This window comes from Vitreimonas flagellata (assembly GCF_004634425.1).
In the GTDB taxonomy this organism is placed as follows: Bacteria; Pseudomonadota; Alphaproteobacteria; order Caulobacterales; family Aquidulcibacteraceae; genus Vitreimonas; species Vitreimonas flagellata.
In genome coordinates this window covers 585,608-611,731 of record NZ_SBJL01000001.1, presented here as the reverse complement: position 1 = coordinate 611,731, position 26,124 = coordinate 585,608, and the positions used below count along the sequence as shown (strand labels likewise).

Genomic DNA, 26,124 nt, shown 5'->3' with positions numbered 1-26,124 from the left:
GCGCCTCGTCCTTGTGTTTCGGCACGGGATGGGGTCTTACAAAACGTGGCGCTGGGGAGCGCCACGAAGCGTCGAGGGCGTGAATGAAGCGGGTTCTGCGGGATGTCGTTCTCGGCGCTATGAGCGTCGCCACGGTGGGCGCCGGTACGGTGCTTGCCGCATCAGGCGATGCGTACGCGCAAGAGGGGACGCAAGGCGCTGCGCCAGCGGCGCAGCAATCGGGCGTCGCCATTCGCCGTGTTTTGGTTGAAGGCAACCAACGCATCGAGCCGGCGACGATCACGTCGTACCTACTCGTGCGCCCGGGCGACACGTTCGACGCTGAGCGCATCGACTTGTCGCTGAAGACATTGTTCGCCACCGGCCTGTTCGCCGACGTGCAGATCGAGCAGCGCGGCGGCGATCTCGTTGTGTCCGTCATCGAAAACCCGGTCATCAACCGCGTCATCTTCGAGGGCATGCGCACGCTCGACGAAGAAGACCTCGAAGACGAAGTGCAGGCGCGTCCGCGTTCGGTGTTCACGCCGGCGCGTGCGCAGGGCGACGTGCAGCGCATCATTGAAGTGTATCGCCGCGCCGGCCGTTTCGCCGCGCAAGTGACGCCTCAAGTGCGCGAACTCGACCAGAACCGCGTCGATCTGATCTTCGAGGTCGATGAAGGTCCGGTCACGGGCATTCGCAGCGTCAACTTCATCGGCAACGAAGCCTTTTCGGATCGCCGCCTGCGCGACGCGATCGTGACCGCTGAATCGAGCTGGTGGAACTTCTTCAGCAATAACGACAATTACGATCCGGATCGTCTCGAATACGACCGCGAGCAGCTACGCCAGTATTACAACAATCGCGGTTACGCGGACTTCCGCGTTGTGTCGGCCGTCGCCGAACTCACGCCGGATCAGAAGGACTTCTTCGTTACTTTCACGGTGGAAGAGGGGCCCCGCTACGAGTTTGGTGAAGTGCGTGTTCAGACCGAACTCAATCGCTTGTCGGAGGGCCTGCTGCGTGCAGCGATCCCGATCCGCACGGGCACCGAATTCCGCGGCGACATGATCGAAGATTCGATCGACGCCATGACCTACGTGGCCGGCACGGTCGGTTATGCGAACGTCGATATCGTGCCCATGGTCGAGCGCGATCCGGTGACGCGTCGTGTGAACATCACGTTCGAAGTCGATGAGGGCCCGCGCGTCTTCATCGAACGTATCGATATTGTCGGCAATACGCGCACTATCGATCCCGTCATCCGCCGCGAACTGATGGTGAGCGAAGGCGACGCCTTCAACCGCGTGCTGCTCGATCGCTCACGTCAGCGCATTCGTGCGCTTGGCTTTTTCGGCGACGTCACCATTGAAGATACGGATGGTTCGCAGCCGGATCGCTCGGTTGTCACGGTCACCGTGGAAGAACAATCGACGGGCGAACTGGCGTTTGCGGCCGGCTATTCGTCCACTGAAAGTCTGCTGTTCGATGTGTCGGTCACAGAGCGAAATCTGCGCGGTCGCGGGCAATTCCTGCGTCTTCGCGCGTCGTCGAGTTCGCAGCGCCAGCAGGTCGACATTCGCTTCACCGAGCCGCGCTTCCTCGGCCGCGAAATTGCTGCAGGCATCGACATTTATTCGCTGCGCACGGACTTCCGTTCGCAATCGTCGTTCGAGAACCAGTCGACGGGCGTCGGCTTGCGCACGAGCTTCCCGGTTTCTGATCGCACGAGCCTTGGCCTCACCTATTCGCTTATCCAAGACGAGACTGAGATCGCGAACATCTTTGTCGACCACGACGATGACGATCTGACCCCAGTGATCAATCAGTGCGATACCGCCAACCCGGCGCGGCCGTATCTTTGCGATCAAGAGGGAACGTTCATCACGTCCGTGCTGGGCGCGACCATCAACATGGATCGCCGCAACGATCCCGTGCGCGCGACGCGCGGCTATGACCTTCAGCTCAGCCAAGACATCGCGGGTCTAGGCGGCGAGGTGAACTACCTCCGCACTGAGCTCGAAGGCGGCCTCTATTACGGTCTTTGGGGCGGCTTCCGCGCTACGTTCCGTGGTTCGGCCGGCTTCATCGACGGCTGGGGTGGGGACGACATTCGCATCAACGACCGCTTCTTCAAGGGTGGCTCGTCTTTCCGCGGCTTCGACGTCGCCGGCATCGGTCCACGCCAGCTCATCGTCGACGACACGACTGGCGAGATCGTGCAGGAAGGCGATGCGCTGGGCGGTAACGTCTATGCAATCGGCACCTTCCAGCTGGATGTGCCGCTCCCGCTACCGGAATCGTTCTCTCTTGGCAGCGCATTGTTCGTCGATTTCGGTACTTTGGGCGTGTTGGACTCGGCGAGCCGGCAGTCAATTTCACTCGGAACCGGCGAGAGCCTTATTGTTGACGATAGTGCGAGCTTGAGAGTGTCTGCGGGTGTGTCGGTGTTCTGGGATTCCCCGTTTGGCCCAGTACAGTTTGACTTCGCCCAACCCCTCGAACACGAGGAATACGACCAGACAGAAGAATTCCGGTTTTCAACCCGGACCAATTTCTGAGGAGAAGGCGCGATATGCGTTTGTTGAGCATTGTTTCTGCGGCCGCTATTGCGGTGGCCGCCCTCGCCGCCACGCCTGACGCATTCGCGCAGCGCGGTCGCAACAACCAGTCCACGACGGCGGTTGCCATCAATTACCAGCGCGTTCTGGCGGAATCAGCCCTTGGCCGCGACATCCAAGCTAAATTGGGTCAAGTGCGCCAACAGATCGGCGCGGAAGCGCAAACTCTGCAGCCGGAGGGCCAAGCCATCGAGCAAGAAGCGCAACGCCTTCAGGGGACCCTGCGCAATCGCTCGGCTGAGCAAATCCGTAATGACCCGGCAGCCCAAGCGCTCGCGCAGCGTCAGCAGCAATTCCAGGCGCGCGCGGCTGGCCTGCAGGGCGATATGGAATGCACGCAGCTGCTGACACTCCGCGAATTCGACCGCGTGGTGACGCCGGTCGTGCGCAGCGTCATGGAATCCCGCGGCGCCGGCATCGTTCTAGACGCCAACAGCGCCCAATTGGTGCTGCCCGAATACGATATCACCACCGCAGTCATTCAGGCGTTGGACCAAAACCAAGCCACCCGGTCCGCGAACGTGACGCGCCACCCGGTTGCGCAATGCACGCAGCAAGCCCCGGCGCAAACGCCGCCGGCGCAATAAGCTGCCGTGACTTTGGGCCTCGACGGCGCCAGATAGGCGTATGATCGATCCCCGCTTTTACGAGGCGCTCGGACCGGTGACGGTCCGGGCGCTTTCGCCTTCTGGCGACATCGGCGGCAATGCCGAACACAAGCTTCTGAGCGCCGCACCCGCCGATCGCGCTGGCCCAGATGACCTTTGCTATTACGAGGGCAAGAAGGCCGCCGTGCTCGCGAGCGCGCCTGGCGCCTGCATCATTTCGCCAGCCCAAGCGCACCTCGCGCCGAAGGCGGCAGCGCTCATCTTCTCGGAGCGCCCGCGCTCATTGTTTTCACGTCTCGTCGCCGGTCTCGTGCGTGCACGGACATTTGCCGCAAACGCGCCAGCGATTGATCCGAGCGCGAAGCTGGAAGACGGCGTCCGCTTAGGACCCGGCGTCGTGATTGGCGCCGGCGTGCAGATTGGAACAGGGGCGGAGATCGGACCCAATAGCGTGATTGGCCCAGGCGTCACCATCGGCCGCCGCACGCGCATCGGCGCGCGCGTATCGGTCGGCTTCTCTTTGATCGGCGATGACGTGAACATCCTCGCCGGCGCTGTGATTGGAGAGCAGGGTTTTGGTGTTGCGGGCGACGCCTCCGGCCCCATCGACGTGCCGCACCTGGGCCGCGTCATTGTTCAGGACCGCGTCACCATCGGCGCAAACTCCACCATCGATCGTGCTGTCTTTGACGACACCATCATTGGCGAAGGCGCCAAGATCGATAATCTCTGCCACGTGGCCCATAATTGCGTCATCGGTCGTGGGGTGCTGATTGCTGCCTTCGGCGGCATTTCGGGCTCCACCACGATCGGTGACAATTCCACGCTCGGCGGTCGCGTCGGCGTCGCCGACCATCGTGTCATAGGCGCAGGCGCCACCCTTGCCGGGGGCGCGGCCGTGTTCCAAGACGTGCCCGCAGGCGAGGTCTGGAGCGGCTATCCAGCCAAGCCGTTGCGTAAATGGCTGCGTGAAGCAGCGTGGCTGAGCCGCCGCGTATCAGAGGGCAAGTAAGTTGAGCGAGCAACAAACGACCTCGGGCGAAAGCATCGAAATCGCGGAAGTGCTGCAACGTCTGCCGCACCGCTATCCGTTCCTGCTGATCGACCGCGCCACCGACTACATCGCGAACACGAGCATTCGCGGCATCAAGAACGTCACCATTAACGAGCCGTTCTTTCCGGGGCATTTTCCCGGCGCGCCGGTGATGCCAGGCGTGTTGCAGATCGAGGCCTTGGCGCAGACGGGCGCGCTGCTCATGTCCAAGACGCTTGAGGCGGACATCTCAAAGCACTTGATCCTTTTCATGTCGGTTGAGTCCGCGCGTTTCAAACGGCCGGTGATGCCGGGGGACGTGATGGAGATGCCGGTCGAAGTGCTCTTCCAGCGCCGCAACATTTTCAAATTCCGCGGCCGTGTCGAAGTGCGCGGCGAACTGGCGACTGAATGCGAATTCGCGGCGATGAAAGCGGACCGTCCAGCATGAGCGCGAAAATCCATCCCACTGCTGTCGTCGATTCCAGCGCTGAATTCGGCGCAGACGTTGAAGTCGGTCCGGGCTGCGTCATCGGCCCGAACGTAAAGCTCGGCGATCGCACGCGCCTCGTCGCGCATGTCTTCATCGAGAGTCACACCTCGCTCGGTAAAAACAATGTCGTGTTTCCGTTCGCAGCCCTTGGCGGCGCGCCACAAGACTTGTCGTATCGTGGCGAAGCCACGCGGCTTGAGATCGGCGACAACAACGTCATCCGCGAACACGCCACACTCTCACGCGGCACCGCGCGTGGGCGTTCAGTTACGTCCATCGGCAATGATTGCCTGATCATGGGCAATTGCCACGTCGCGCACGATTGCGATGTCGGCAACAACGTGATCATGGCGCAAACGGCGACGATCGGCGGCCACGTCAAAGTCGGCGACTTCGCGTTCCTCGGCGGACTAGCCGGCGTCCACCAGCATGGCCGCATCGGCCGCTATTCCTTCGTAGGCGCCTCGGCGCTGATGACGACGGACCTGATCCCGTTCGGCTCCGCCATTGGCAATCATGCACACCTCGGCGGCCTCAATGTCGTAGGCCTAAAACGCCGTGGCTTTTCGCGCGAGCAAATCCACGATTTGCGCGCCGCCTATCGCTTGCTGTTTGCGGAAGAGGGTACGTTCCAAGAGCGCTTGGAAGATTGCGCCGAGCTCTACGCCAACAATCCGCACGTCATGGAAATCGTGTCGTTCATTCGCGTCGATGCGGCGCGTCCGCTTTGCATGCCGCGAGACTGACGCGCATGCCGTCCTGGTCCAAGCTCGGCATTATTGCGGGCGGCGGTGAATTGCCTGTCGTCTTGGCTGAGCATTGTGCAGCCACGAACCGCCCGTATTTCGTCGCGCGCGTCACGCCGTATGCGGACGCGGCGCTCGATGCGCATCCAGGCAGCAGTAACAGCCTCGGCCACATGGGCGCACGCATGGATGCGATGCGCGCTGCCGGCTGCGACGCTGTGGTATTGATCGGCCAAGTGCCGCGCCAAGATCCGCGCAATCTCAATCTCGACGCCGGCGGCATGGCGATGGCGCCGGCTTTGTTGGCAGCCGCGCCGCAAGGAGACGACGCGTTGCTCCGAGCGCTGCTCTCTGAGCATGAGCGCGCCGGGTTCCGCGTTGTCGGCGCCGATGAAGCCATGGTCGATTTGTTGGCGCAGCCTGGCGCCTGGGGCGCTGTGGCGCCATCACCCCAACAGCAGAAAGACATCGCCCGTGCTGCGAAGATCGCGGCCGCGATTGGCTCATATGATGTGGGTCAAGGTGTGGTCGTGTGCGACGGCATAGTTCTCGCTGTCGAAGCACAAGAGGGAACGGACGCCATGCTCGGCCGTGTGAGTGAACTTCCGTTGACCGTGCGTGGCGCGCCCGAGGCGCGCCGTGGCGTGCTCGTGAAGCGGCCTAAGCCCATTCAAGAACGCCGCATCGATCTCCCCACAATGGGTGTGCGTACGATTGAAGGCGCCGCCAAAGCGGGACTCGCTGGCATCGCGGTGGAGGCGGGCGGCGCGCTTGTCGTGCGCCGTGATGAGGTAATTGCCGCCGCTGATCGTGCTGGCATCTTTGTTGTCGGCTTCACGCCGGCGGATGTCGGCGAAGCGTGAGCGGCAAGATATTCCTCGTCGCTGCGGAATCATCCGGCGACGCGCTCGGCGCCGATCTCGCGCGTGTGTTGAAGCAGCGCGATCCGTCGCTCGACCTTGCCGGCATCGGCGGCGCATTGATGGAGGCCGAGGGGCTGAAGAGCCAGGTCGATATTTCCGGCCTTGCCGTGCTTGGCTTCATTGATGGTTTGCTCGCCTACAAGCGCGTGAAGATCGCTGTTGAAGCGGCGGTCGCTACAATCCTGGTCGCGAAGCCCGACGTCGTTGTGTTGATCGATTCTTGGGGCTTCACTCTGCGCGTGGCGCATGGCGTGCGTGCCGCCGCGCCCGAGATCAAACTCGTCAAATATGTCGGCCCGCAAGTGTGGGCGAGCAGACCAGGCCGCGCGAAGACACTCGCCGCCGCCGTCGACCACTTGATCTGTATCCACGATTTCGAAGTTCCGTTTTACGCGCCATATAATCTGCCGTGCACTGTGTGTGGCCATCCCGCACTCGGCCGTTTCAAGCAGGGCGACGGCGCTGCCTTCCGCGCTCGACATGGCATCGGGCGCGACGAGAAACTTCTCCTCGTGCTTCCAGGTAGTCGCCCTAGCGAAATCCGTCGCATTGGCCCGACTTTATGGCGTGGCGCTGAAGTACTGAAACGCGATCATCCGGCGCTGCGTTTTCTTGTCGTGGCCGCGAGCGCAGTGCGTGACTCCGTCGTAGCGCAAGCGCCCGCATCGGCTCTGATCGTGGACGAGGCCGAGAAGGAGGATGCATTCGCCGCCGCAGATGCATCGATCGCCGCCTCCGGCACGGTGACCACCGAAGTCGCGCTCCAGGGCACGCCTCTTGTCGTTGGTTACAAGCTAGGCTGGATCACGTGGGCGCTCGCGCGTGCCTTTTTGTTCAAGGGCAAATACTCGACACTCATGAACGTTGCCGCGGATGCAGAGGTCGCGCCCGAACTCATCCAGACCCGGTTGACGCCAGCAAACATCGCCAAAGCGGCGGCGCCGCTTCTCGACGATTCTGCCAAGCGCGAGGCGCAGGTGCACGCGCAAAATAATGCGCTCGACAAAATGGGCCGGGGCGGCCGCCAAGCGGGTGAGATCGCGGCCGACGCTGTGCTCGGCGTGATGCGCGCTTAAAACAAAAACGCGGACCCGAAGGCCCGCGTTGGTGTCGTTAAAATTGAGCGAAGCTTAGCCGCGTTGGCTGACGTCCGCGTAATCACGCTTCGGCGCGCCGGTGTAGATCTGACGCGGACGGCCGATCTTCTGGCTCGCGTCTTCCATCATCTCGGTCCATTGCGCGATCCAGCCGACCGTGCGAGCGACAGCGAATAGCACCGTGAACATGGAGGTCGGGAAGCCCATCGCGCGTAGCGTGATGCCCGAATAGAAATCGATGTTCGGGTAGAGCTTCCGCTTTACGAAATACTCGTCGCTCAGGGCGATCTTTTCGAGCTCCATCGCGACCTTCAGGATTGGATTGTCCTCGGCGCCGACTTCCTTGAGCACGAGGTGGCAGAGCTTCTGCATCGCCTTCGCGCGCGGGTCGTAATTCTTGTAGACGCGGTGGCCGAAGCCCATCAGGCGGACTTCGGAATTCGGGTCTTTCACCTTGGCGATGAATTCCGGAATCTTATCAACCGTGCCGATTTCTTCGAGCATGTTGAGCGCCGCCTCGTTGGCGCCGCCGTGCGCAGGCCCCCAGAGGCAAGCGATGCCTGAGGAAATGCACGCAAACGGATTGGCGCCCGATGAACCAGCGAGGCGCACCGTCGAGGTCGAAGCGTTCTGCTCGTGGTCGGCGTGCAGGATGAAGAACACGTCCATCGCGCGCGCGAGCACAGGATTGACCTTGTACTCCTCGGCCGGCACCGCAAAGCACATGCGCAGGAAGTTCGATGCGTAATCGAGTTCGTTGCGTGGGCTGACGAACGGTTGGCCCACCGAATATTTGAATGCACGCGCCGCGATCGTCGGCATCTTCGCGATCAGGCGATGGCTCGCAATCAGGCGCTGCTTGGGATCGTTGATGTCGGTGCTGTCGTGATAGAATGCAGCCAGCGCGCCGACCGTGCCGACCATGATCGCCATCGGATGCGCGTCGCGCCGGAAGCCTTCGAAGAAGCGATCGAACTGCGCGTGCAGCATTGTGTGATAGGTGATGTCGCGCGTGAACTTATCGAGCTGGGTCTTGTTCGGCAGTTCGCCGTGCAGCAGCAGATAACAGCTCTCGATGAAGGTGGATTTGTCGGCGAGCTGATCGATTGGGTAGCCGCGATAGAGCAGCGTGCCTTCGTCGCCATCGATATACGTGATTTGACTTTCGCACGAGGCCGTGGAGGTGAAGCCCGGATCGTAGGTGAAGACGTTGGTTTCGGCGTAGAGCTTTCGGATGTCGATCACGTCCGGACCGACCGATCCTCCATACACGGGCAATTCAAGCTGCTTGTTATTGACCGAAATGGTGGCGGTCGGTTTTTTCGTCAGCTTGCTTTCCATGTGTGATCTTCCTCAAACTTGATCCGCGATGCGCGCCAGCGCTTCCTCGCGGCCCAACAATTCCAATGTCTGGCCCAGATCGGGCGATGGGCTGCCGCCCGTCAAAGCCGCGCGCAAGCCCGGCCCGATTTGCCCCAACCCAACACCTTCGTCGGTAGCGAAAGCCTTAAGCGCGCTGCCGAGCGCGGCATTGTCCCAGACGGGCTCAGCCGCGAGCTTAGTGTGCAGGCGCCGCAAACGCTCCTTGAAGTCGTCTTTCATCAAGGATTTAGCCTTCTCGTCAAGCGTGAGCGGACGATTGGCCAGCAGAAAGGCTGATTGATCGGCCAAATCCGGCAAAGTCTTTGCACGTTTTTTCAGCACCGGAACCGCACGCGCCAACGCATCGCGTGCGCTTGACGAAAGCGGCGCGCCGTCACGCGTCTCGATCGTGTCGACCAGCAGGTACGCGAGCCGCGCATCGTCGGCCAGCGTCATGAAGTGTGCATTGACCGAGTCGAGCTTCTTGAAATCGAGCCGCGACGGCGCTTTGCCGATCTGGCCGATCTCGAACTGCGCGACCGCTTCCTCTTTCGTCAAAATGTCATCGTGGCCAGGGCTCCAACCCAGACGCATGAGGTACGCGTTCATCGCTTCGGGCAGATAGCCCATGTCGCGCCACTCATGCACGGCCTGCGCGCCGTGGCGCTTGGAAAGCTTCTTGCCGTCTTCGCCGTGGATCAAGGGCAGGTGCGCAAACAGCGGCGGCGTCCAGCCCATGGCTTGAAAGATTGGAATCTGGCGGGCCGCGTTGGTCAGGTGGTCGTCGCCGCGGATCACGTGCGTCACGCCCATGTCGTGGTCGTCCACTACCACCGACAGCATATAAGTGGGATTGCCATCGGCGCGCAGCAAGACGAGATCGTCGATGTCGCGCGCCTTGATACGCACGTCACCCTGGATCAGGTCGGCATTCAGCACCTCGCCCTCATCCGGGGCGCGCAGGCGAACCACGAACGGCGCATCCGGCGAAGGCGGCGCTTTGCCATCGCGATAGGGCGAACGGATCGCGCGGCCTTCGGCGTGCGCCGCATTGCGCAGCACTTCGACCTCTTCCGGCGTCGCATAGCAGCGGAACGCGGTGCCGCGTTGGATCATCTCTTCAACGACTTCGCGGTGCCGCGGCGCGCGGGCGAATTGGTAGGTGATCTCGCCATCGTGCTCTAGGTCGAGCCAATCGAGGCCATCCAGAATAGCCGCGATCGCTGCGTCCGTGGAGCGGGCGCGGTCGGTGTCCTCGATGCGCAGCAGGTATTTGCCGCCCATCCGGCGCGCGAACAGCCAGTTAAAAAGCGCCGTGCGCGCGCCCCCAATATGGAGGTAGCCTGTGGGGGAGGGGGCGAAGCGTGTGACGACGCTCATGGGTGGCAACACGACCTTTCAAAAGCGGGCGCGTGGTAGCACGCGCACGGCGTTTTCTCCTAGCTGGGCGCTGGGCGAAGTCGTCGCACGTCAGCGCGACCGCTGGATCCTTTGGCTGGCGGCGGCGCTAATCGTCGGCGCCGCGCTTTGGCTGCTCGCGCAGACCGACCCTCCCTGGTGGCTGGGGCTTGCCGTGTTTGTACCGAGCGCTGCGGCCGCCATCGGCTTGGCGATTTGGCCGAGCGAGACCGCCGATGGCTGGGACGCGCGCCTCCGCACGGTGCCCGCCGCTCTGTTCGCTCTGCTGGCCTTCGCCGGCCTCGGCGCCGGCGCTGCCCAGCTTCGCACCTCAGTCGTGACGCAAGCCCCTTCGAAGGCCGACAGCAGCCGTTCGCCGCCGAAGGATGGGTCGTCGCCAACGACGCCAACGAGAACGGTCCTCGATTGCGGCTGCTGGCGCGTTCAATCGAAGGCGTCGCCGAGCCGCCGCGCTACGTCCGCTTCGCCGTCGCCGAAGCTGGCACGCTGAGGCCTGGTCGCGTCGCGCGCTGCTATGGCGTGCTGGGCCCGCCAGCCGCGGCGATGGCGCCGGGCGGCTACGATTTCGCCCGTCGCGCTTTCTTTGAACGCTTGGGTGCAACCGGCTTTGCCTACGGTCGCTGCCGGCCCATCGCGTTGGAACCGCCGCCAAGCTGGTGTGATCGTCAGCGGCTGACGCTCGCGGCGATGCGCTCCGATCTTTCCGCTGTGATTCAAGCCGCTGCACCCGGACGCGGCGGCGCCATCGCGGCAGCACTTGTGACGGCGACCGCTCATCAATCGATGAAGCTACGAATATCGCGCTGCGCGAGTCCGGGCTTGGGCGTTTGCTTTCGGTGTCCGGCATTCATATGGGCGTTGTCGGCGGTCTTGTGTTCGCGATGGTGCTCTGGACGTTGTCGCTGATCCCGCCGATCGCGTTGCGCTGCCCGGTCAAGAAGATTGCAGCCGTTGTCGCGCTCATCGTGCGCGCCGCATACCTTGTCGTCTCCGGCTCAAGCGTGCCGGCGTTGGGTTCGTTCGTGTTGGCTTTGCGTTGCGTTCGGTGCGATTCTGCTCGACCGGCCAGCGATTTCGATGCGCGGCTTGGCGCTCGCGGCGTTGATCGTAACGCTGCTATTCCCTGAAGCCGTCCTCGAACCCGGCTATCAAATGTCGTTCGCGGCGACGATGGCGTTGGTGGCGTTGTTCGAGATGATGAAACGCGCGCGGCATGAACCGGCGCCGCCGACGCCAGGCCCGCTGATCGGCGCGCTACGTATCGAACGCGGCTGGCCAAGCGGCGTGCGCAGAGTTTGGACGCCGCGCACGCCCGCAGGCGATCAGGAATAGCGGCGGATCATCGCCACGAGTTTGCCCTGGATGCGCACACGATCCGGCCCAAAGATACGCGTCTCGTAGGCCGGGTTCGCCGCTTCAAGTGCGATCGAATTGCCGCGCTTACGCAAGCGCTTCAGCGTGGCTTCTTCCGCATCCACCAACGCCACGACGATGTCGCCGCTATCGGCGGTTTCGGTGCGTTTGATGATGACCACGTCGCCATCAAGGATGCCGGCCTGGATCATGGAATCGCCCTTCACTTCGAGCGCGAAGTGATCGCCATTGCCGAGCAAATCCGGCGGCGGCTGGACGCGGCCAATCTCGTTCTGCAGCGCCTCGATCGGCACGCCGGCGGCGATCTGGCCAAGGATCGGAATGCCCGCAGCGCTGTCGCGATCCTCAGACACAACGCTCGGGCGGAACGTGCCGCGTCCACGCGGCGGGGCGGCGGTGGCCGCCGAATCCGGCAGCTTCAGCACCTCAAGCGCGCGCGCCCGGTGGGGTAGGCGGCGCAGAAAACCGCGCTCTTCGAGCGCCGTAATCAAACGGTGGATGCCGGACTTCGACGCCAGGTCGAGCGCCTCCTTCATCTCGTCGAAGGAGGGCGAAACGCCGGTCTCTTTGATCCGCTCGTGAATGTAGAGCAGCAATTCTTTTTGTTTCGCTGTCAGCATGGCCTGGGACCAAAGGGTGAACGATAAGGTGTTCTATATCCGTTCCTTATGCCGGTCAACCCAGGCGCGTTAAGCCTGAAGCAGGGCGCGCGTAGCGGCGGTGACGTCGGCTTGGCGCATCAGACTTTCGCCGACCAAGAACGCCCGCGCGCCAGCGCCTTGCAGGCGCGCGACATCCTCGGGCGTGAAGATCCCGGACTCTGCCACGAGCAGGGCGTCCTTTGGCATCTGCTTCGCTAGCCGCTCCGTAATGCCGAGATCGGTTTCGAAGGTCGCCAGCGAGCGATTGTTCACGCCAATCAGCTTCGCGCCCAGCCAAAGCGCGCGCTCCAGCTCGGCTTCGTCGTGCACTTCGACCAGCGCATCCATGCCATAAGCATGCGCGGCATCCTGCAGATCGGAGGCGAGCGCATTGTCGACTGCCGCCATGATGATCAGGATGGCGTCGGCGCCGATCGCGCGGCTTTCCGCGATCTGCCATTCATCGACCATGAAGTCTTTGCGCAGCACCGGCAGCGCACATGCCGCGCGCGCAGCGACAAGAAAATCTTCGTGGCCTTGAAAACTCGGCGCATCGGTCAGCACCGATAGGCACACCGCGCCGCCGGCTTCGTACGCTTTCGCAAGCGCAGGCGGATCGAAATCCTCGCGAATAAGCCCCTTCGACGGGCTCGCTTTCTTGATCTCGGCAATCAGCGCTTTGCCGTCAGTACGTTCACGTAGCGCCTTGCCGAAGCCGCGCGGTTGCGTCTGTTTGCGGATGGCTGCGTTGATATCGTCCGATGCGCGCGCTTTCCTACGCGCTGCAACTTCGTCGCGCTTATAAGCAATGATCCGATCCAAAACGCTCACGGCGCGCTCCGGGTAATTTCGATCAACCGATCCAGCGCTTCGAGCGCACGTCCGTTGGCAATGCTCTCGTGCGCCATACGCCAGCCTTCAAGTTCGGATTCGGCCGGGATGGCGCCGGCTGCAACCAGCGCCGCCGTCGCGTTGAGCAACACCGTCGCCTCGTAAGCTGAGCCTTGCATCCGACCTTCAAGTAGAGCGCGCAGGGCGTTCGCATTGTACGCCGCGTCGCCGCCGCGCAGCGCCTCGCTAGAATTCGGTGGGATTTCAAACTCTCGCGACAGCGCGTGCACATCGATGTTGTTGAGCGGGCGTAGACCACCATTGGCGCTCAAGAAGACCGCACGATTGTCGCCGTTCGCGTCGACAAACGTCAGCTCATCGATTCCGCCGGCGCCATGCACGACCACGGCTTGCTCGCCACCGAGCTGCTTCAGCGCCGCCGCGATCGGTTCGACGAACTCAGCATTGAAGACGCCCACCAATTGCCGCTTCACGCCAGCCGGATTGGAGAGGGGGCCGAGCAAATTGAAGATCGTACGATGCCCCAACTCACGACGCGGGCCAGCGACGTGGCGCATCGCCGGGTGATGGTTCTGCGCAAAAAGAAACGCCACGCCCGCCTCGCGCAGCGCGCGCTCCAGCGTTGGCACATCCCCCGTCAACTTCACCCCGAGCGCTTCCAACACATCCGCGGCGCCGGATTTCGAACTCATCGCCCGATTGCCGTGCTTGGCCGCCGGCACCCCGCAGCCTGCGACCACGAACGTCACCGCCGTTGAGATGTTCAGCGTGTGCGCGCCATCGCCGCCCGTACCGCATACGTCGATCGCGTCGGCGGGCGCTTCCACTCGCACCATCCGCCCCCGTAGCGCGCGCGCACCTGCCGCGATCCAAGCCGGATCGCGCATGTGCTGGACGGTGAGCGCCAAGAAGCGCTTGATCTCGTTGGGATCAGCTTCGCCATTCATGATGGTCGCGAACGCGGCGTCGATATCGATCGCGCCACCGCGTTCCAGCTCGTCGAGCAATGCAACGAAGCTCATTTCAAATTCGCCGCGGCAAGGAAGTTCGCGATCATTGCGTGGCCGTGCTCGGAGGCGATCGATTCAGGGTGGAATTGCACGCCAAACAACGGCCGCGTCTTGTGCGACATGCCCATCACTTCGCCGTCCGCTGTTTCGGCGTCGATCGTGAAATCGGCGGGGAAGGTGTCGCGCTTCACGGCCAGCGAGTGATAGCGCGTGGCTTTGAAGGGCGAGGGCAGGCCGCGGAAGACTCCGCCGCCGCGATGCGTCACGTCCGAGACTTTGCCGTGCATGATTTCTTTGGCGCTGACGACATCGCCGCCAAAGGCTTGCCCCATCGCCTGGTGCCCCAAGCAGACGCCAAAGATCGGCAGATCGGCGGGCGCCTTGTTCAAGAGCTCAAGGCAGATGCCGGCTTCGTTCGGCGTACAGGGGCCAGGCGAGAGGATCACGGCGCGCGGCTTGCGCCTCAGCACGTCGGCGACGCTCAGCGCATCGTTGCGATGCACTTCCGTGGGCACGCCGAAATCGGCGACGTAATGGACGAGATTATAGACGAAGCTGTCGTAATTATCGATGACGAGGATCATGGGAGGCGCCTCAAAGGCTTGCACTGACGAGCGGGTTTGCAATCGTCAGCGGCGCCATCGCGGGGAGGTGTGCTGCTTCATCGGGGTACAATCTAACCAGAAAATTCGTTCGCGTAACGCCATTCGCTCAGGAATAGCGCCACGCGTCGGCCGCGGCCCGAAATAGGGCGCGCGATTTATGCAGCGTCTCCTGCAATTCGGCTTCCGGATCGCTGTCGAGCACCACGCCGCCGCCAGCCTGCACGTGGAGCATGCCGTCCTTCACAATGCCCGTGCGGAGCGCGATACAGGTGTCCATGTCGCCGCCCGCGCCGAAATAGCCGACGCCGCCGGCATAGATGCCGCGCTTGTGCTTTTCGACCTCGTTGATGATCTCCATCGCGCGCACCTTCGGCGCGCCAGAGACCGTGCCGTGCGGGAAGCCCGCCATCAGCGCGTCGAGGGCGGTGAGGCCGTCGCGGATCTCGCCTTCGACGTTGGAGACGATGTGCATCACGTGGCTGTAGCGCTCGATGGTGAAGCTCTCGGTCACGCGCACGTGCGCCGAGCCGGCTTGCGCCGCAGCCGTGTTCGAGCCTGCCGGCGAGCCGCGCTTGGCGACGCGGCCCAGATCGTTGCGCGCCAGATCGACCAGCATCAGATGCTCGGCGCGCTCTTTGGGATCGGCCAGCAAATCTTCTTCAAGCGCGTGATCTTCTGCCGGCGTTGCACCACGCGGGCGCGTGCCGGCGATCGGACGGATCGTCACCGTGTCGCCGCGCAGGCGCACCAGGATTTCCGGGCTTGAGCCGACGACGCTGAAATCGGCGAAGTTGAGATAATACAGGAACGGCGAGGGGTTCAGCCGGCGCAGCGAGCGATAGAGTGCAAAAGCGCTCGGCTTAAACGGCGCGGAGAAACGCTGGCTCGGCACGACCTGAAACACATCGCCGGCGCGTGCGTAGCTTTTGCACGTCTCGACCAGCGCGCGGTATTCTTCCGGCGTGGTGTTCGAGCGGGGCTCGACCGGCGCGCCCGGCTCTTTCAACGGCGCCTGCTTTGGCAAGCCGCGATCAAGTGTGCGCAAAATGCGCTGCAAGCGCTCTTCGGCGGCCTTGTACGCTTGCGCCGCATTTTGGCCTGCGCGCTTGCGCGCCGGCGTCACCAAAGTGATCTCGCTCGTCACGTTATCGAACACAGCGATGATCGTGGGGCGCACGAGGAGGGCGGTGGGCGAGCCGATCGGATCGTCCGCCTTCTCGGGCAGTCGCTCCATGAAGCGCACCATGTCGTAGCTCAAATAGCCGAACAGACCAGCGGCCATCGGCGGCAGCGGTGCAGGCAGTTCCAGCGCAGATTTATCGAGCAGCTTGCGCAGGCTTTTCAGCGGCGCATCGCGCTGGACGCGGAAACGGCTGTCGCCGAAGCCGCCACGGCTGGTTTCAGCCTTGCTGTCCCTCACGCGCCAGACGAGATCGGGCTTTAATCCGATGATCGAATAGCGGCCGCGGAAATCCCCGCCTTGGACACTCTCCAGGAGGAACGTGCCGGGTTTGCCCGGATCGAGCTTCAGCAGCGCGGAAACCGGCGTCTCAAGATCGCTGACCCGGCGCGTCCACACGACACCGCCGCCTTTTGCATAGGCGGCGGTGAAGGTTTCAAGATCGGGCGACAGTGCGATCGCCGGTTGGCTCATTGCGCGGCATCTTCTGCTTGTGCGCTTGAGCTGCGGAATTGTTGCTCAAGCAGGCGCTCGTTGCGGCGCGGATTGGCGTTGTCCGTGATCTCTTGCTGTACCGCTTCGCCGACACTTTGCATCACTTGCTGCTGCATCTGCACGCGCGCCTGCTCCACGAGTTGCGGATTGGCGGCGAGATCAACGCGATTGATGCTCTCGATCGAAGCCACAAGAATGCCGGCGCCGGGGCCAGCGATATCACTCACCACCGAGCCTTCGGCCTGTGTGAAGATCTGGGTCGACAGACCACGCGATGGGATTTGCTCCGCTTCTTCACGCGAGAAAGGACGCGAGGTCACAGCCATGCGGAAGCCGCGCGCCCGCGCCGCCTCCGCCAGCGTTTGGCCGCCTTGCACAGCCGCAACCATTTCCGCGCCCAACGCGCGCATGCGCGTGATGCGCTCGCGGTTGGTCCATTCACGCACCAATTCTTCACGCACCTCGGCGAGCGGGCGCACGGTCGAGGGAATGATGCGATCCACGGCGACCACCATGTCCACATCGCCGTAAGGCAAGAAGTCGCTGGCTTCGCCTTCCGGCGTTTCGAAAGCTGTCGCCAGCAATTCCTCCGGGACGCCTTCCACGGGCGCGCCCGTTTGGTCACGGCCGCCCTGTTCGACAGCGGCGATTGTGGTCGTTGGCAGCCCGGCGGTGCGGGCGGCCTCGGTAATGCTTGCGCCGCCCGCGCGGGCGTCTTCGAAGGCGCCGATGGCGGCGCTCAACAATTCGCCGGCCTCGTCTTGGGCGATGGCTTGGCGCAATTCATCACGCAGAGCCGCAAAGTTCGGCGCTTGCGCCGCCGTGACCGATTGAACGCGCACCACCACGAACGGTGTGAGTTGGCCGCGCACGACGCGTGGCGCAGCGTTCGCTTGCATCTCGAACACCGCGGCCGCGACAGCTGAATCCGTCACTTCGTTGCGCTGTTGGTTTTCACCGCGCAGCACTTGCGCGCCGACGGCCTGGGCGACGGCTTCCGGCGCTTCGCCACGGCTGAGGCGGGCCACGATGTCGTTCGCTTGCGCTTCGTTCGCTGCGCTAATGCGGAAATAGGTGCGGCGCTCAGGTTGCGTGAGCGCGGGGGCGCGCGCATCGAATTCTTCGCGCAAACGCGCTTCCGGCACATCCACACGCGAGACGAAATCTTCCACGCTGGCGCGCACAAGCGTCAGGCCGCGGAATTCGGGCAGCCGCAATTGCTCTTGGTTCTCTTCGTAGAAGGTCTGAACCTGCGCATCGGTCGGTGCGGGGATCGCGCCCACAACAGACGCCGGCGCCTCGGCCACGCTAATCGTGCGCGTTTCGCCTTGGAACGCCACCAGTAGCGCGCCGTAGCTTGACGGCGCGCGCGTGCCGTTGACCAGCGCATTCATCAGCATTTCCGTGGTCATATCGCCACGAATGACTTCTTCGAACTCGGGGCCGGTGAACCCCAATTGCTGCAGCAGGCTATTGTAGGCGGTCTGGTCAAAGCCGCCTGTCACCGGGTTCTGCGCTGGCGGGATGGCGCGAATGTAGTTCGCCACGGCCGTGTCGCTGACGCTTACGCCAAGCTTGTCGGCGTACGAGTAGAGCGCGTTGCGCGCGATGAGCCGTTCAAGCAGGCGCTCGTGGAAGCCCGCGTCAATCGCATCTTGCCGCGTGACGTTGGCGCCTTGGTTGCGCCGGTTGCGCAATTCGATGTCCAGCTCGCGCGACAATTGGAGCGGCGTGATCTTGCGACCGCCGACCTCGGCGATGCTGTTTGAGCCCACGCCATTGAACGCGTCGTTGATGCCCCAGATGGCGAATGCAACCACGAGCAGGAACAGCAGGATGTAGGCAACCCAGCCGCGCGTGAGGCTTCGCATTTGTGTGAGCATGGCATCTTCCGGTAAGCGTGAGGCCGCGGACCATAGAGATGGCCCCGAACCGGGGCAATCGCCGCAGACTGCCGCATGGGGCTAAGGGGAGAAGGAATGGGCGTGCGTAAGCCGTTGATCGCCGGAAACTGGAAAATGTATGGCCGGCGCGCCGCCTTAAGCGAAATTGCCGCCCTGCACGCGCAGGTTGGCCACGTTTCGGGGGCGATCGACGCCCTGATCTGTCCGCCGTTCCCTTACATTGCCGCGGCGGCCGAGACGGCGCGTGGCGGCTCGGTTCTGGTTGGGGCCGAGGATTGCAGCCCGGTGGCGGAAGATTCTGCCCGTACCGGCGAGGTTTCGGCCGCCATGCTGGCCGATGTGGGCGCCCGCTACGTGATCGTCGGCCATTCCGAGCGCCGCTCGAACCACGGCGAGAGCAACGACCTTGTGCGGCGCAAGGCCGAAGCGGCGTTGGCCGCGGGCCTGACGCCCATCGTTTGCGTCGGCGAAACCCAGGCTGAGCGCGAAGCGGGCAGGGTGGCCGAGATTGTCGGCGGCCAAGTTCGCGACAGCGTGCCGGCCGGCGGCGCGTTCGTGGTGGCGTATGAGCCGGTCTGGGCGATCGGCGGCAACAGCACGCCGACAATCCCCGAGATCGCCGACGTCCATCGCCTGATCCGCGAAACCCTCCAGACCAAATTCGGCGACAAGGCGAACCGCACCCGCATTCTTTACGGCGGCTCGGTCGGTCCGAAGAACGCGGCAGAGATCTTCTCCGCTGGGGGCGTGGACGGCGCCCTGGTGGGCCGCGCCAGCCTCAAAGCCTCTGACTTTGCTGCGATTATTCTTGCGCACCCGGCTGCTGTGTAGGGGTGCTTTCGAGCGGGCTGGCGTTTAAGATCAGGCTCAGCTATTGAGCGCCCTTTCGCGCGCGCCCATCTGGGCGAAGCGATAAGGCTGCGCGGGAGACGGTGGGTCTATGGAAGTCGTCGTTCTCAGCATTCATTTGCTGGTCTGCATCTGCTTGATTGGCTTGGTTTTGTTGCAGCGCTCCGAGGGCGGTGCGCTCGGCATGGGCGGTGGCGGCGGCGGCTCGCTGATGAGCGGCCGAGGCGCTGCTGACGCGCTCGCGAAGATGACCCAGGTCGCGGGCGGCTTCTTTCTCGTCACGTCTCTGACGCTAACATTCCTATCCAGTTCGGGTACGGCCAATGCCGGCCGCTCGGTGTTCGACAACGCGCCGGCCGAGCAATCCGCACCGGCGATTCCGACGCTGCCGCCGGCGTCGACCACGCCCGACCCGACCGAGAGCAGCGCCCCGCAAGCTGCTGAAACACAATTGGCTTCGGCGGTAACGCCAGGTCCGGCGCCCGCTAGCGCGACCCCGCCGGCGACAACGCCGAGCATTGCTGCACGCGCAGCGCCGATCGCGACGCCGCCGGCGACGGCGAATCGTCCGGCCACGACGCAGCCGGCCAGCACCCGTCCGGCCGCGACGCAGCGCACGACACCGCCGACGACTACGGCGGCGAACCAGCCAGCGACGCGTCCGCTGACGATCCCGAATACGTCAGGTGCGGCGCTGACGCTCGACCCCGCGCAAATCGCCCCCGAATCGGGCGAAGCTGCTTCGAATGGTGTGGAAGCGGTCCGGCGCGAGCGGGCTGGCCCGGACCAATAAGAGCGAAGCTCGACGAAAACGAGCTGGGGTTAGAACGACTTCCGGGCTGATCGGAAAGGTCAATGGCGCGTTACGTGTTTATTACCGGTGGGGTGGTCTCTTCCTTGGGGAAAGGCATCGCCTCCGCCGCCCTCGGCGCGTTGCTTCAAGCCCGCGGATACCGGGTCCGACTCCGCAAACTTGATCCCTACCTCAACGTCGATCCGGGCACGATGAGCCCGTACCAGCACGGCGAAGTTTTCGTCACTGACGACGGCGCCGAGACCGACCTCGATCTGGGTCATTACGAGCGCTTCACCGGCGTGTCGGCCACGCAAGGCGACAACATCACCACCGGCCGCATCTATCAGGAGATCATCGCGAAGGAACGCCGCGGAGACTATCTCGGCGCGACCGTGCAGGTGATCCCGCACGTCACCAACGCGATCAAAGATTTCGTGCTCTCCGACAATGGCGGCGCGGATTTCGTGCTGTGCGAAATCGGCGGCACGGTGGGCGACATCGAAGGTCTGCCGTTCTTCGAAGCCATTCGCCAACTCGGCCAAGAACTCGATCCCGGCCAAGCCGCGTTCGTGCATCTGACGCTGCTGCCCTACATCCCGTCAGCCGGCGAGATGAAGACGAAGCCGACGCAGCACTCCGTGAAGGAGCTGCGCTCGATCGGCATTCAACCGAACATTCTGCTCTGCCGCTGCGATCGACCGATCCCAGAAGACGAGAAGCGCAAGATCGCGCTGTTCTGCAATGTGCGCGAAAGCGCTGTGGTCGAAGCGCGCGATCTGCAAACCATCTACGAAGCGCCAATCGCTTATCACCTGGCTGGCCTCGACACAGAATTGCTCAAGCATTTCGGAGTGACCGTCGCGCCGCAGCCGGATCTCACCAAGTGGGAGACGATCGTAAAGCGTCTCAAATCGCCGGACGGCGAAGTCACGATCGGCGTCGTCGGCAAATATACCGAACTCAAGGACGCCTATAAGTCGCTGATCGAAGCGCTGCATCACGGCGGCGTCGCCAACAACGTCAAAGTGAACATCCGCTGGATCGAGAGCGAGAAGTTCGAAGAGCGCGGTGAAGCCTGGCACGAAGACCTGCACGGCGTGCACGGCATCCTGGTGCCCGGGGGCTTCGGCGAACGCGGCAGCGAAGGCAAGATCGCAGCCGTCACCTTCGCGCGCGAACACAACGCGCCGTTCTTCGGCATTTGCTTCGGCATGCAGATGGCCTGCATCGAGGCGGCGCGTAATCAGGCCGGCATGAAGGGCGCGAGTTCCAGCGAGTTTGGCCAATCAAAATATCCGATCGTGGGCCTGATGACCGAATGGCTCAAAGGCAACGAATTGGAGAAGCGCTCGAAGGCTGGCGATCTCGGCGGCACGATGCGCCTGGGCGCTTATACGGCCGCACTCGAGCCTGGCAGCAAGGTCGCGGAAATCTACGGCGACACGGCGATCTCGGAGCGCCATCGCCACCGCTACGAGGTCAACACTAAGTATCGAGAGAAACTCGAAGCCGCCGGCCTCATCTTCTCCGGCATGAGCCCGGACGGCCTGCTGCCCGAGATCGTCGAGCGTCGCGATCATCCCTGGTTCATCGGCGTGCAATACCACCCCGAACTCAAAAGCCGCCCCTTCGAACCGCACCCGCTGTTTGCCAGCTTCATCGCCGCGGCGGTGGAGCAGAGCCGTCTCGTCTAAGCACATCCGTCAAAGCAAGCGGCTGAGCGCCGGCTAAACTGTTACGCGATGGGCGAACGCGCTCACATCGGTGAGCACAGGCGCACGACCGCGGAAGGGGCGTGAGAGTGCGAGCAGGATGTCGATATGATCAACGTCCTGGTAAACCTTGCTTTCGACCGCGCCGCCAACCCCGCGCATCGCCGCGCTTAGTCCCTCAAGATTTCGCGGTCCAACGGTGCGGTCATCGGCGCCCCAAAGCAACAGAAGCGGCGGCGCATCCGCGCGCGCGAATTGAACTGGCTGCGTTTGCGCGGGATCGGGCGCGGCGCCAAACGCATTGCGTGTCGCATCCACGTCGAAGGGCAGAAAATCGTACGGACCCGCAAGGCCTACGGCGCCGCGTATTCGTGATGCGTCCACGCCAGCGTTGCGCAGGAAGCGCGCGTCTAGCGCCAGCATGATGGCGTTGTAGGCGCCCGCGGAATGGCCGGCGAGAACGATACGATTTGGATTGCCCCCATGTACGGCGGCATTGTCGGCGACCCACCGCGCAGCTTGCGCGCAATCGTCCAGAAATGTCGGAAAGCGGACCTCTGGGACCAAACGATAATTGGGGATAACAGTGAGGAAACCCTGCGCGGCGAGGGCGGCGCCGAGGAAGTTGTAGTCGTCCTTCTCCCCAGAACGCCAAGAGCCGCCGTAGAAAAAAATCAGAACAGGCGAGGCTCCGTTCGTCTCTGTCGGCGCGTAGACGTCAAGCCGCTGACGTGGGCTCTGGCCGTAAGGGGCGTCGTGGACGACCTGGCGTGCGCCTGCATCGCGTGGCGCGATCGTGTCGAATGTTCCCAGCGAGGGGGTGCATGCGGCCAGGGTGGGGAGTGCGGCGAGCAATGTGCGACGATGCATACCGCATGTACGAGCCCCAGTCGGCGACGGATGTCCAGACCGCGCATCCAAACCGCGTCCGCTGCGCATCTCCTAGTCAAAGGACGCCCCAATTGCGTCCGGTTGGCTTAGGGGAATGTCATGCGATTGATTTTGGCGGGCTGTGCTTTGGCGATCGTAGCTGTAGGGCCGGCGTCCGCCGAGCCGCGCCAGCATTCTGGCTTCACCCGCGTCAACGCGAGCGCTGGCACGGATGTGACCGTCACTGCGGGCGCGCCTTTCAGTGTGGATGTCAGCGGTCCGGGTGCTGACCGCGTGATCACGCGCGTTTCCGGCGACACCTTGATCGTTGAGCGCCGCAACAGCTGGTTCTCCTGGGGGCCGTCTCCGCGCGCCGAAGTGCGCGTGAGCATGCCGCGCGTGGAAGGGCTCTCCTCATCGAGCGGCGCTGATCTCGTTGCGAGCAACGTCACCGCCGACGCCATCGCGCTCTCCACGTCCTCCGGCGCCGATCTGCGCGTGAGCGGCCGTTGCGCCAGTTTCACCGCCGATGCGTCAAGCGGCAGCGACCTCAACGCGGAAGCGCTGCGCTGCGAGAACGGCAGCGTCGATGTGTCCTCGGGCGCCGATGCGCGCGTGTTCGCGCGCGGTCGGCTCAATGTCGAAGCGTCGAGCGGCGCCGACGTGGTGGTCTTTGGCGAGCCGGGGCTGGGCGAGGTCTCGATGTCCTCCGGCGGCTCGATGCGCCGCGCGAATTGAGCGTTTGCATCCAAACCGCCGCAAGCACGCATCTCAACACACAGGGAAAGCATTGCGCCACGGGCGCGGCTGAATTCTGGAGGGAAATATGAAGCGCCTTATCGCCGTGTCCGCTCTCGCTCTGGCGCTCGCCGCACCAGCGTCGGCTGAAACGCGTAATCTGCGTGGCTTCACGGCCATCAACGTCTCTGACGGCATCGATCTCGATATCACCGCCAGTTCGCCGTACGCGGTGGAAATCACAGGGCGGGACGCGGCGCGCGTCGAGACCGTGGTGGAGGACGGCACACTCCGCATTCGCCAGCGCAATCGTTCGTGGTTCGGCCGCAATGATCTCGACGCCAATGTGCGCGTGAACCTGCCGCAATTGAACGCGCTCGCGGCGTCGCGCGGCGTCTCCGTAACGGCGACGGGCATCGAAGCCGAGACGTTCGATCTTTCGGCGGCGATGGGTGCGGACGTGCGCGTCGCCGGCACGTGTGGCGCGCTCGACCTTTCGGCCGCCATGGGCGCGAGCGTCCGTGCGGGCGATTTGCGCTGCCGCACGGCGGACGTCTCCGCCGCGATGGGCGCGGATGCGCGTATCTTCGTGACCGAGACTTATGAAGGCTCGGCCGCCATGGGCGCCTCGATCAATGTCGATGGCGATGGCGCGAGCCGCGGTCGCTCCACCGCCATGGGCGGCTCCATCACCGACTAGGGAACCGGCGGTTCCCATCGGCGTTTCTGCGCTATGACCTCCATAGCTGCGGACACAATCGAGGCTCCCACGCGCCGGCCCATACCTGAGGCCGGCGCGAAAGCGCTTGTCTTGTTTAACGAGAAGGCGGGCAGTGTTTCCGCTGGCGATGGCGAAAAGCTGGTGGAAGCCGTGCGTCAGGCCGGCATTGAGCATATTGCTGTGATCGGGCCGGAGAAGCTCTCACGCAAACTGCTCGAACGCTCGAAGACGTTCGATGTGCTGATCGTGCTCGGCGGCGACGGCACAGCGCGTACGGTCGCCGAACTCGCGCCGCGCGATGGGCCGCCTCTGGTGCTGCTGCCAGGCGGCACGTTGAACATTCTCCCGAAAGCGCTTTACGGCGAACTCGGTTGGCCGGAAGCCTTGAACGCCGCGCTCGAACGCGGCGTGGTGAAGCGGCTGACGTTTGGCCGCGCGAATGGCGAACCATTCTACGTGGCGGCGCTCTTCGGCCCATCGACATTGTTGGCGCGCGCGCGCGAGGCGATGCGCGAGGGCAAGCCACTCTCGGCTTGGCGTCGTTTTCTACATGCTTGGAAGCGTTCGTTCACGCGCAGCATTCGTGCGCGCGTGGGGCGTGAGCCGATGCGCAAGGCGGAGGCGGTCGGCGTTTTGTGCCCGGCATTCTCCGGCGGCATCGAGGCGGACACCCTTGAATGGGTGAAGCTCGACGCGCGGCACCTGCTGGATTTCGCACGCGTGAGCCTGCGTGCGCTGACGGCGGATTGGCGTAATGATTCAAGCGTCGAAATCGCGCCGTGCAAGTCGAGCGACATCGTTTCGCTCGGCATGATCCCGGCCACGTTAGACGGAGAGCCGCGCATCTTCATGCAGCGCGTGCGCGTCACCTATGATCCCAAAGGGCCGCGGGTGATCGCGCTTGAGGAACGCCTCTAGTGCAATTGGTGCATCTGACCGACTTGCACTTCGGCTGTGAGGACAAGGCGGCGTTACACGCGGCGAAGAAATACATCGCCGAAACCAAGCCGGACGCCGTGATCGTCACGGGAGATATTTCCAAAGACGGTTTGGAAAGCGAGCTGATGGCCGCCGGCGATTGGATGCGCGGGCTTGAGGCGCCAGTGATGCTGACGCCCGGCAATCACGACGTGCCGTACTACGAAATGCTCGGCCGGTTGCTTTACCCGTGGGATCGGTTTGAGCGAGCGGCGGTCGGAATTCAGACTGAAGCTTGGCACACGCCGCTTTGGAGCATCGTGCCGATCAACACCGCGCGAGCTTGGCAGTTCAGATTTAACTGGGCGCAGGGCGAAATCTCGCGTGGCCAAACCGCGATCGCCGGCGCCGAATTGCAACGCGCGCAGGAAGGCGCGCTGCGGATCGTGATCACGCATCACCCGCTGGATTGGCCGAATGATGCGCCGATCAAGGGGCTGACGCGCGGTGGGTTGCGCGGGTTGGAGAAGCTGATCGATTCCGGGGCCGAGCTCTTCCTCAGCGGCCATCTCCATTTTGCCTCGGCGCGGCTGGTGGGGACCAGGGCGCTTTCGGTGACGAGCGGGACGCTCTCACAGCGTGTGCGCCATGAGCCGTGCGCCTTTAGCGTCATCCGCCGGCCGGAACCCCAGGTGATTGAGACCGAGGTTATTCACATCGTCCAGGGCGTGTGCCAGAGCGCCAGCACCCGGCGGTTTACCCTGGCCGGGCTGCCGCACCTGGACCAGCCGGCTGAAATTCACGCCCAGGTCTGAGCTTTCAGGGGCGGGCGGCCTTGCCGGGCGGCTCCGTTTAGACTATCAGCCCCGCTTTCCCGCATTACCGGGTCCAGAGACTTTTACCGGAGTTCACCGGCTATGGCCGTTCCGAAGCGAAAAACTACGCCGTCCCGCCGGGGCATGCGCCGCGCCCACGATGCGCTGGGCAAGAACACCTATGTCGAAGACAAGGAATCCGGCGAGCTGCGCCGCCCGCACCATATCGACCTGAAGACCGGCCGCTACCGCGGCAAGCAAGTGCTTCAGCCGAAGGAAGACTGAGGCATCCTGCTTTCTTGCGTTTTCAAGACGCCCGGCTCAAAAGGCCGGGCGTTTTTATTTTCCATCCAGCGAGATCTG

Annotated in this window: 26 protein-coding genes and 1 pseudogene; 18 read left to right on the top strand and 9 right to left on the bottom strand. The window is 63.6% G+C overall.

Features of this window, described 5'->3' with window-relative positions:
* The first annotated feature begins 83 nt into the window (after nt 1-83).
* Genes bamA through lpxB form a run of 7 tightly spaced genes read left to right on the top strand, consistent with a single transcriptional unit; the run spans nt 84 to nt 7,479 of the window.
* Nucleotides 84-2,540 (top strand): outer membrane protein assembly factor BamA, encoded by a 2,457-nt coding sequence (bamA, locus tag EPJ54_RS03015; RefSeq protein ID WP_135210182.1) that lies wholly within the window; start codon nt 84-86, stop codon nt 2,538-2,540.
* Nucleotides 2,541-2,554: 14 nt separating this feature from the next.
* A complete protein-coding gene (locus EPJ54_RS03010; protein WP_135210181.1) occupies nt 2,555-3,187 on the top strand; it encodes an OmpH family outer membrane protein in 633 nt (210 codons plus the stop codon).
* Nucleotides 3,188-3,227: 40 nt separating this feature from the next.
* On the top strand, nt 3,228-4,220 hold the full coding sequence (gene lpxD, locus EPJ54_RS03005; protein WP_135210180.1) for a UDP-3-O-(3-hydroxymyristoyl)glucosamine N-acyltransferase: 993 nt from the start codon (nt 3,228-3,230) through the stop codon (nt 4,218-4,220).
* A 1-nt stretch (nt 4,221) separates the two neighbouring features.
* Nucleotides 4,222-4,692: a 3-hydroxyacyl-ACP dehydratase FabZ gene (fabZ, locus tag EPJ54_RS03000; protein WP_135210179.1), complete on the top strand. Its 471-nt coding sequence runs from the start codon at nt 4,222-4,224 to the stop codon at nt 4,690-4,692.
* Complete coding sequence (gene lpxA, locus EPJ54_RS02995; protein WP_135210178.1) at nt 4,689-5,480, top strand: acyl-ACP--UDP-N-acetylglucosamine O-acyltransferase; 792 nt, start codon at nt 4,689-4,691, stop codon at nt 5,478-5,480. Before fabZ ends, lpxA begins: the two co-directional genes overlap by 4 nt.
* A 5-nt stretch (nt 5,481-5,485) precedes the next feature.
* Nucleotides 5,486-6,343: an LpxI family protein gene (locus EPJ54_RS02990; protein ID WP_135210177.1), complete on the top strand. Its 858-nt coding sequence runs from the start codon at nt 5,486-5,488 to the stop codon at nt 6,341-6,343.
* A complete protein-coding gene (gene lpxB / locus EPJ54_RS02985) occupies nt 6,340-7,479 on the top strand; it encodes a lipid-A-disaccharide synthase (RefSeq protein WP_135210176.1) in 1,140 nt (379 codons plus the stop codon). Before EPJ54_RS02990 ends, lpxB begins: the two co-directional genes overlap by 4 nt.
* 54 nt (nt 7,480-7,533) lie before the next feature.
* Here the strand turns inward: lpxB and gltA are convergent, their stop codons facing one another.
* Nucleotides 7,534-8,841, bottom strand: coding sequence for a citrate synthase (gene gltA, locus EPJ54_RS02980; RefSeq protein WP_135210175.1), 1,308 nt, complete (start codon nt 8,839-8,841; stop codon nt 7,534-7,536).
* 12 nt (nt 8,842-8,853) lie between these two features.
* Complete coding sequence (gene gltX / locus EPJ54_RS02975; RefSeq protein WP_135210174.1) at nt 8,854-10,242, bottom strand: glutamate--tRNA ligase; 1,389 nt, start codon at nt 10,240-10,242, stop codon at nt 8,854-8,856.
* Between gltX and EPJ54_RS02970 the strand changes: the two genes are divergently transcribed.
* The 3 genes and pseudogenes from EPJ54_RS02970 (at nt 10,229) to EPJ54_RS02960 (ending at nt 11,613) form a co-directional block, all read left to right on the top strand.
* A complete protein-coding gene (locus EPJ54_RS02970) occupies nt 10,229-10,771 on the top strand; it encodes a hypothetical protein (RefSeq protein ID WP_135210173.1) in 543 nt (180 codons plus the stop codon). The genes gltX and EPJ54_RS02970 overlap by 14 nt on opposite strands.
* A 286-nt stretch (nt 10,772-11,057) precedes the next feature.
* Nucleotides 11,058-11,408 (top strand): annotated as a pseudogene (locus tag EPJ54_RS02965) (ComEC/Rec2 family competence protein); the annotation flags it as partial.
* Nucleotides 11,359-11,613 carry a ComEC/Rec2 family competence protein gene (locus EPJ54_RS02960; RefSeq protein ID WP_420823024.1) on the top strand — a complete coding sequence of 85 codons (255 nt, stop codon included), beginning with the start codon at nt 11,359-11,361 and terminating at the stop codon, nt 11,611-11,613. The pseudogene EPJ54_RS02965 and the gene EPJ54_RS02960, both read left to right, overlap by 50 nt.
* On the opposite strand, the gene lexA is transcribed toward EPJ54_RS02960, so the two are convergent.
* The 6 genes from lexA to EPJ54_RS02930 form a co-directional block, all read right to left on the bottom strand.
* Entirely contained in the window at nt 11,604-12,275 is a 672-nt protein-coding gene (lexA, locus tag EPJ54_RS02955) for a transcriptional repressor LexA (RefSeq protein WP_135210171.1), read from the bottom strand. The genes EPJ54_RS02960 and lexA overlap by 10 nt on opposite strands.
* 69 nt (nt 12,276-12,344) lie before the next feature.
* Nucleotides 12,345-13,127, bottom strand: coding sequence for an indole-3-glycerol phosphate synthase TrpC (gene trpC / locus EPJ54_RS02950; protein ID WP_135210170.1), 783 nt, complete (start codon nt 13,125-13,127; stop codon nt 12,345-12,347).
* Nucleotides 13,124-14,170: an anthranilate phosphoribosyltransferase gene (gene trpD / locus EPJ54_RS20010; protein ID WP_135210169.1), complete on the bottom strand. Its 1,047-nt coding sequence runs from the start codon at nt 14,168-14,170 to the stop codon at nt 13,124-13,126. Before trpD ends, trpC begins: the two co-directional genes overlap by 4 nt.
* Nucleotides 14,167-14,742 carry an anthranilate synthase component II gene (locus EPJ54_RS20005; protein WP_135210168.1) on the bottom strand — a complete coding sequence of 192 codons (576 nt, stop codon included), beginning with the start codon at nt 14,740-14,742 and terminating at the stop codon, nt 14,167-14,169. Before EPJ54_RS20005 ends, trpD begins: the two co-directional genes overlap by 4 nt.
* Before the next feature lie 127 nt (nt 14,743-14,869).
* Complete coding sequence (gene trpE / locus EPJ54_RS02935; protein WP_135211173.1) at nt 14,870-16,402, bottom strand: anthranilate synthase component I; 1,533 nt, start codon at nt 16,400-16,402, stop codon at nt 14,870-14,872.
* Between the two features lie 11 nt (nt 16,403-16,413).
* Nucleotides 16,414-18,321: a peptidylprolyl isomerase gene (locus EPJ54_RS02930; protein WP_135210167.1), complete on the bottom strand. Its 1,908-nt coding sequence runs from the start codon at nt 18,319-18,321 to the stop codon at nt 16,414-16,416.
* A 96-nt stretch (nt 18,322-18,417) separates the two neighbouring features.
* On the opposite strand from EPJ54_RS02930, the gene tpiA reads away from it, so the two are divergent.
* The 3 genes from tpiA (at nt 18,418) to EPJ54_RS02915 (ending at nt 21,681) form a co-directional block, all read left to right on the top strand.
* Nucleotides 18,418-19,173 carry a triose-phosphate isomerase gene (tpiA, locus tag EPJ54_RS02925; protein WP_135210166.1) on the top strand — a complete coding sequence of 252 codons (756 nt, stop codon included), beginning with the start codon at nt 18,418-18,420 and terminating at the stop codon, nt 19,171-19,173.
* A 109-nt stretch (nt 19,174-19,282) separates the two neighbouring features.
* Nucleotides 19,283-19,984, top strand: coding sequence for a preprotein translocase subunit SecG (gene secG, locus EPJ54_RS02920; RefSeq protein ID WP_135210165.1), 702 nt, complete (start codon nt 19,283-19,285; stop codon nt 19,982-19,984).
* A gap of 62 nt (nt 19,985-20,046) precedes the next feature.
* Nucleotides 20,047-21,681, top strand: coding sequence for a CTP synthase (locus EPJ54_RS02915; protein ID WP_135210164.1), 1,635 nt, complete (start codon nt 20,047-20,049; stop codon nt 21,679-21,681).
* 33 nt (nt 21,682-21,714) lie between these two features.
* Here the strand turns inward: EPJ54_RS02915 and EPJ54_RS02910 are convergent, their stop codons facing one another.
* Nucleotides 21,715-22,569: an alpha/beta hydrolase gene (locus tag EPJ54_RS02910; RefSeq protein ID WP_135210163.1), complete on the bottom strand. Its 855-nt coding sequence runs from the start codon at nt 22,567-22,569 to the stop codon at nt 21,715-21,717.
* Nucleotides 22,570-22,689: 120 nt separating this feature from the next.
* Here EPJ54_RS02910 and EPJ54_RS02905 point away from each other — a divergent pair, with 120 nt between their 5' ends.
* The 5 genes from EPJ54_RS02905 (at nt 22,690) to rpmF (ending at nt 26,046) form a co-directional block, all read left to right on the top strand.
* The gene (locus tag EPJ54_RS02905; protein ID WP_135210162.1) at nt 22,690-23,307 is read left to right on the top strand and encodes a head GIN domain-containing protein; all 618 of its coding nucleotides are present in this window, start codon (nt 22,690-22,692) and stop codon (nt 23,305-23,307) included.
* 88 nt (nt 23,308-23,395) lie between these two features.
* Nucleotides 23,396-24,007: a GIN domain-containing protein gene (locus tag EPJ54_RS02900; protein ID WP_135210161.1), complete on the top strand. Its 612-nt coding sequence runs from the start codon at nt 23,396-23,398 to the stop codon at nt 24,005-24,007.
* Nucleotides 24,008-24,118: 111 nt separating this feature from the next.
* Nucleotides 24,119-24,946 (top strand): diacylglycerol/lipid kinase family protein, encoded by an 828-nt coding sequence (locus tag EPJ54_RS02895; protein WP_167755542.1) that lies wholly within the window; start codon nt 24,119-24,121, stop codon nt 24,944-24,946.
* Nucleotides 24,946-25,761 (top strand): metallophosphoesterase family protein, encoded by an 816-nt coding sequence (locus EPJ54_RS02890; protein ID WP_135210159.1) that lies wholly within the window; start codon nt 24,946-24,948, stop codon nt 25,759-25,761. Before EPJ54_RS02895 ends, EPJ54_RS02890 begins: the two co-directional genes overlap by 1 nt.
* Before the next feature lie 102 nt (nt 25,762-25,863).
* The gene (gene rpmF, locus EPJ54_RS02885) at nt 25,864-26,046 is read left to right on the top strand and encodes a 50S ribosomal protein L32 (RefSeq protein ID WP_135210158.1); all 183 of its coding nucleotides are present in this window, start codon (nt 25,864-25,866) and stop codon (nt 26,044-26,046) included.
* Nucleotides 26,047-26,124 lie beyond the last annotated feature (78 nt).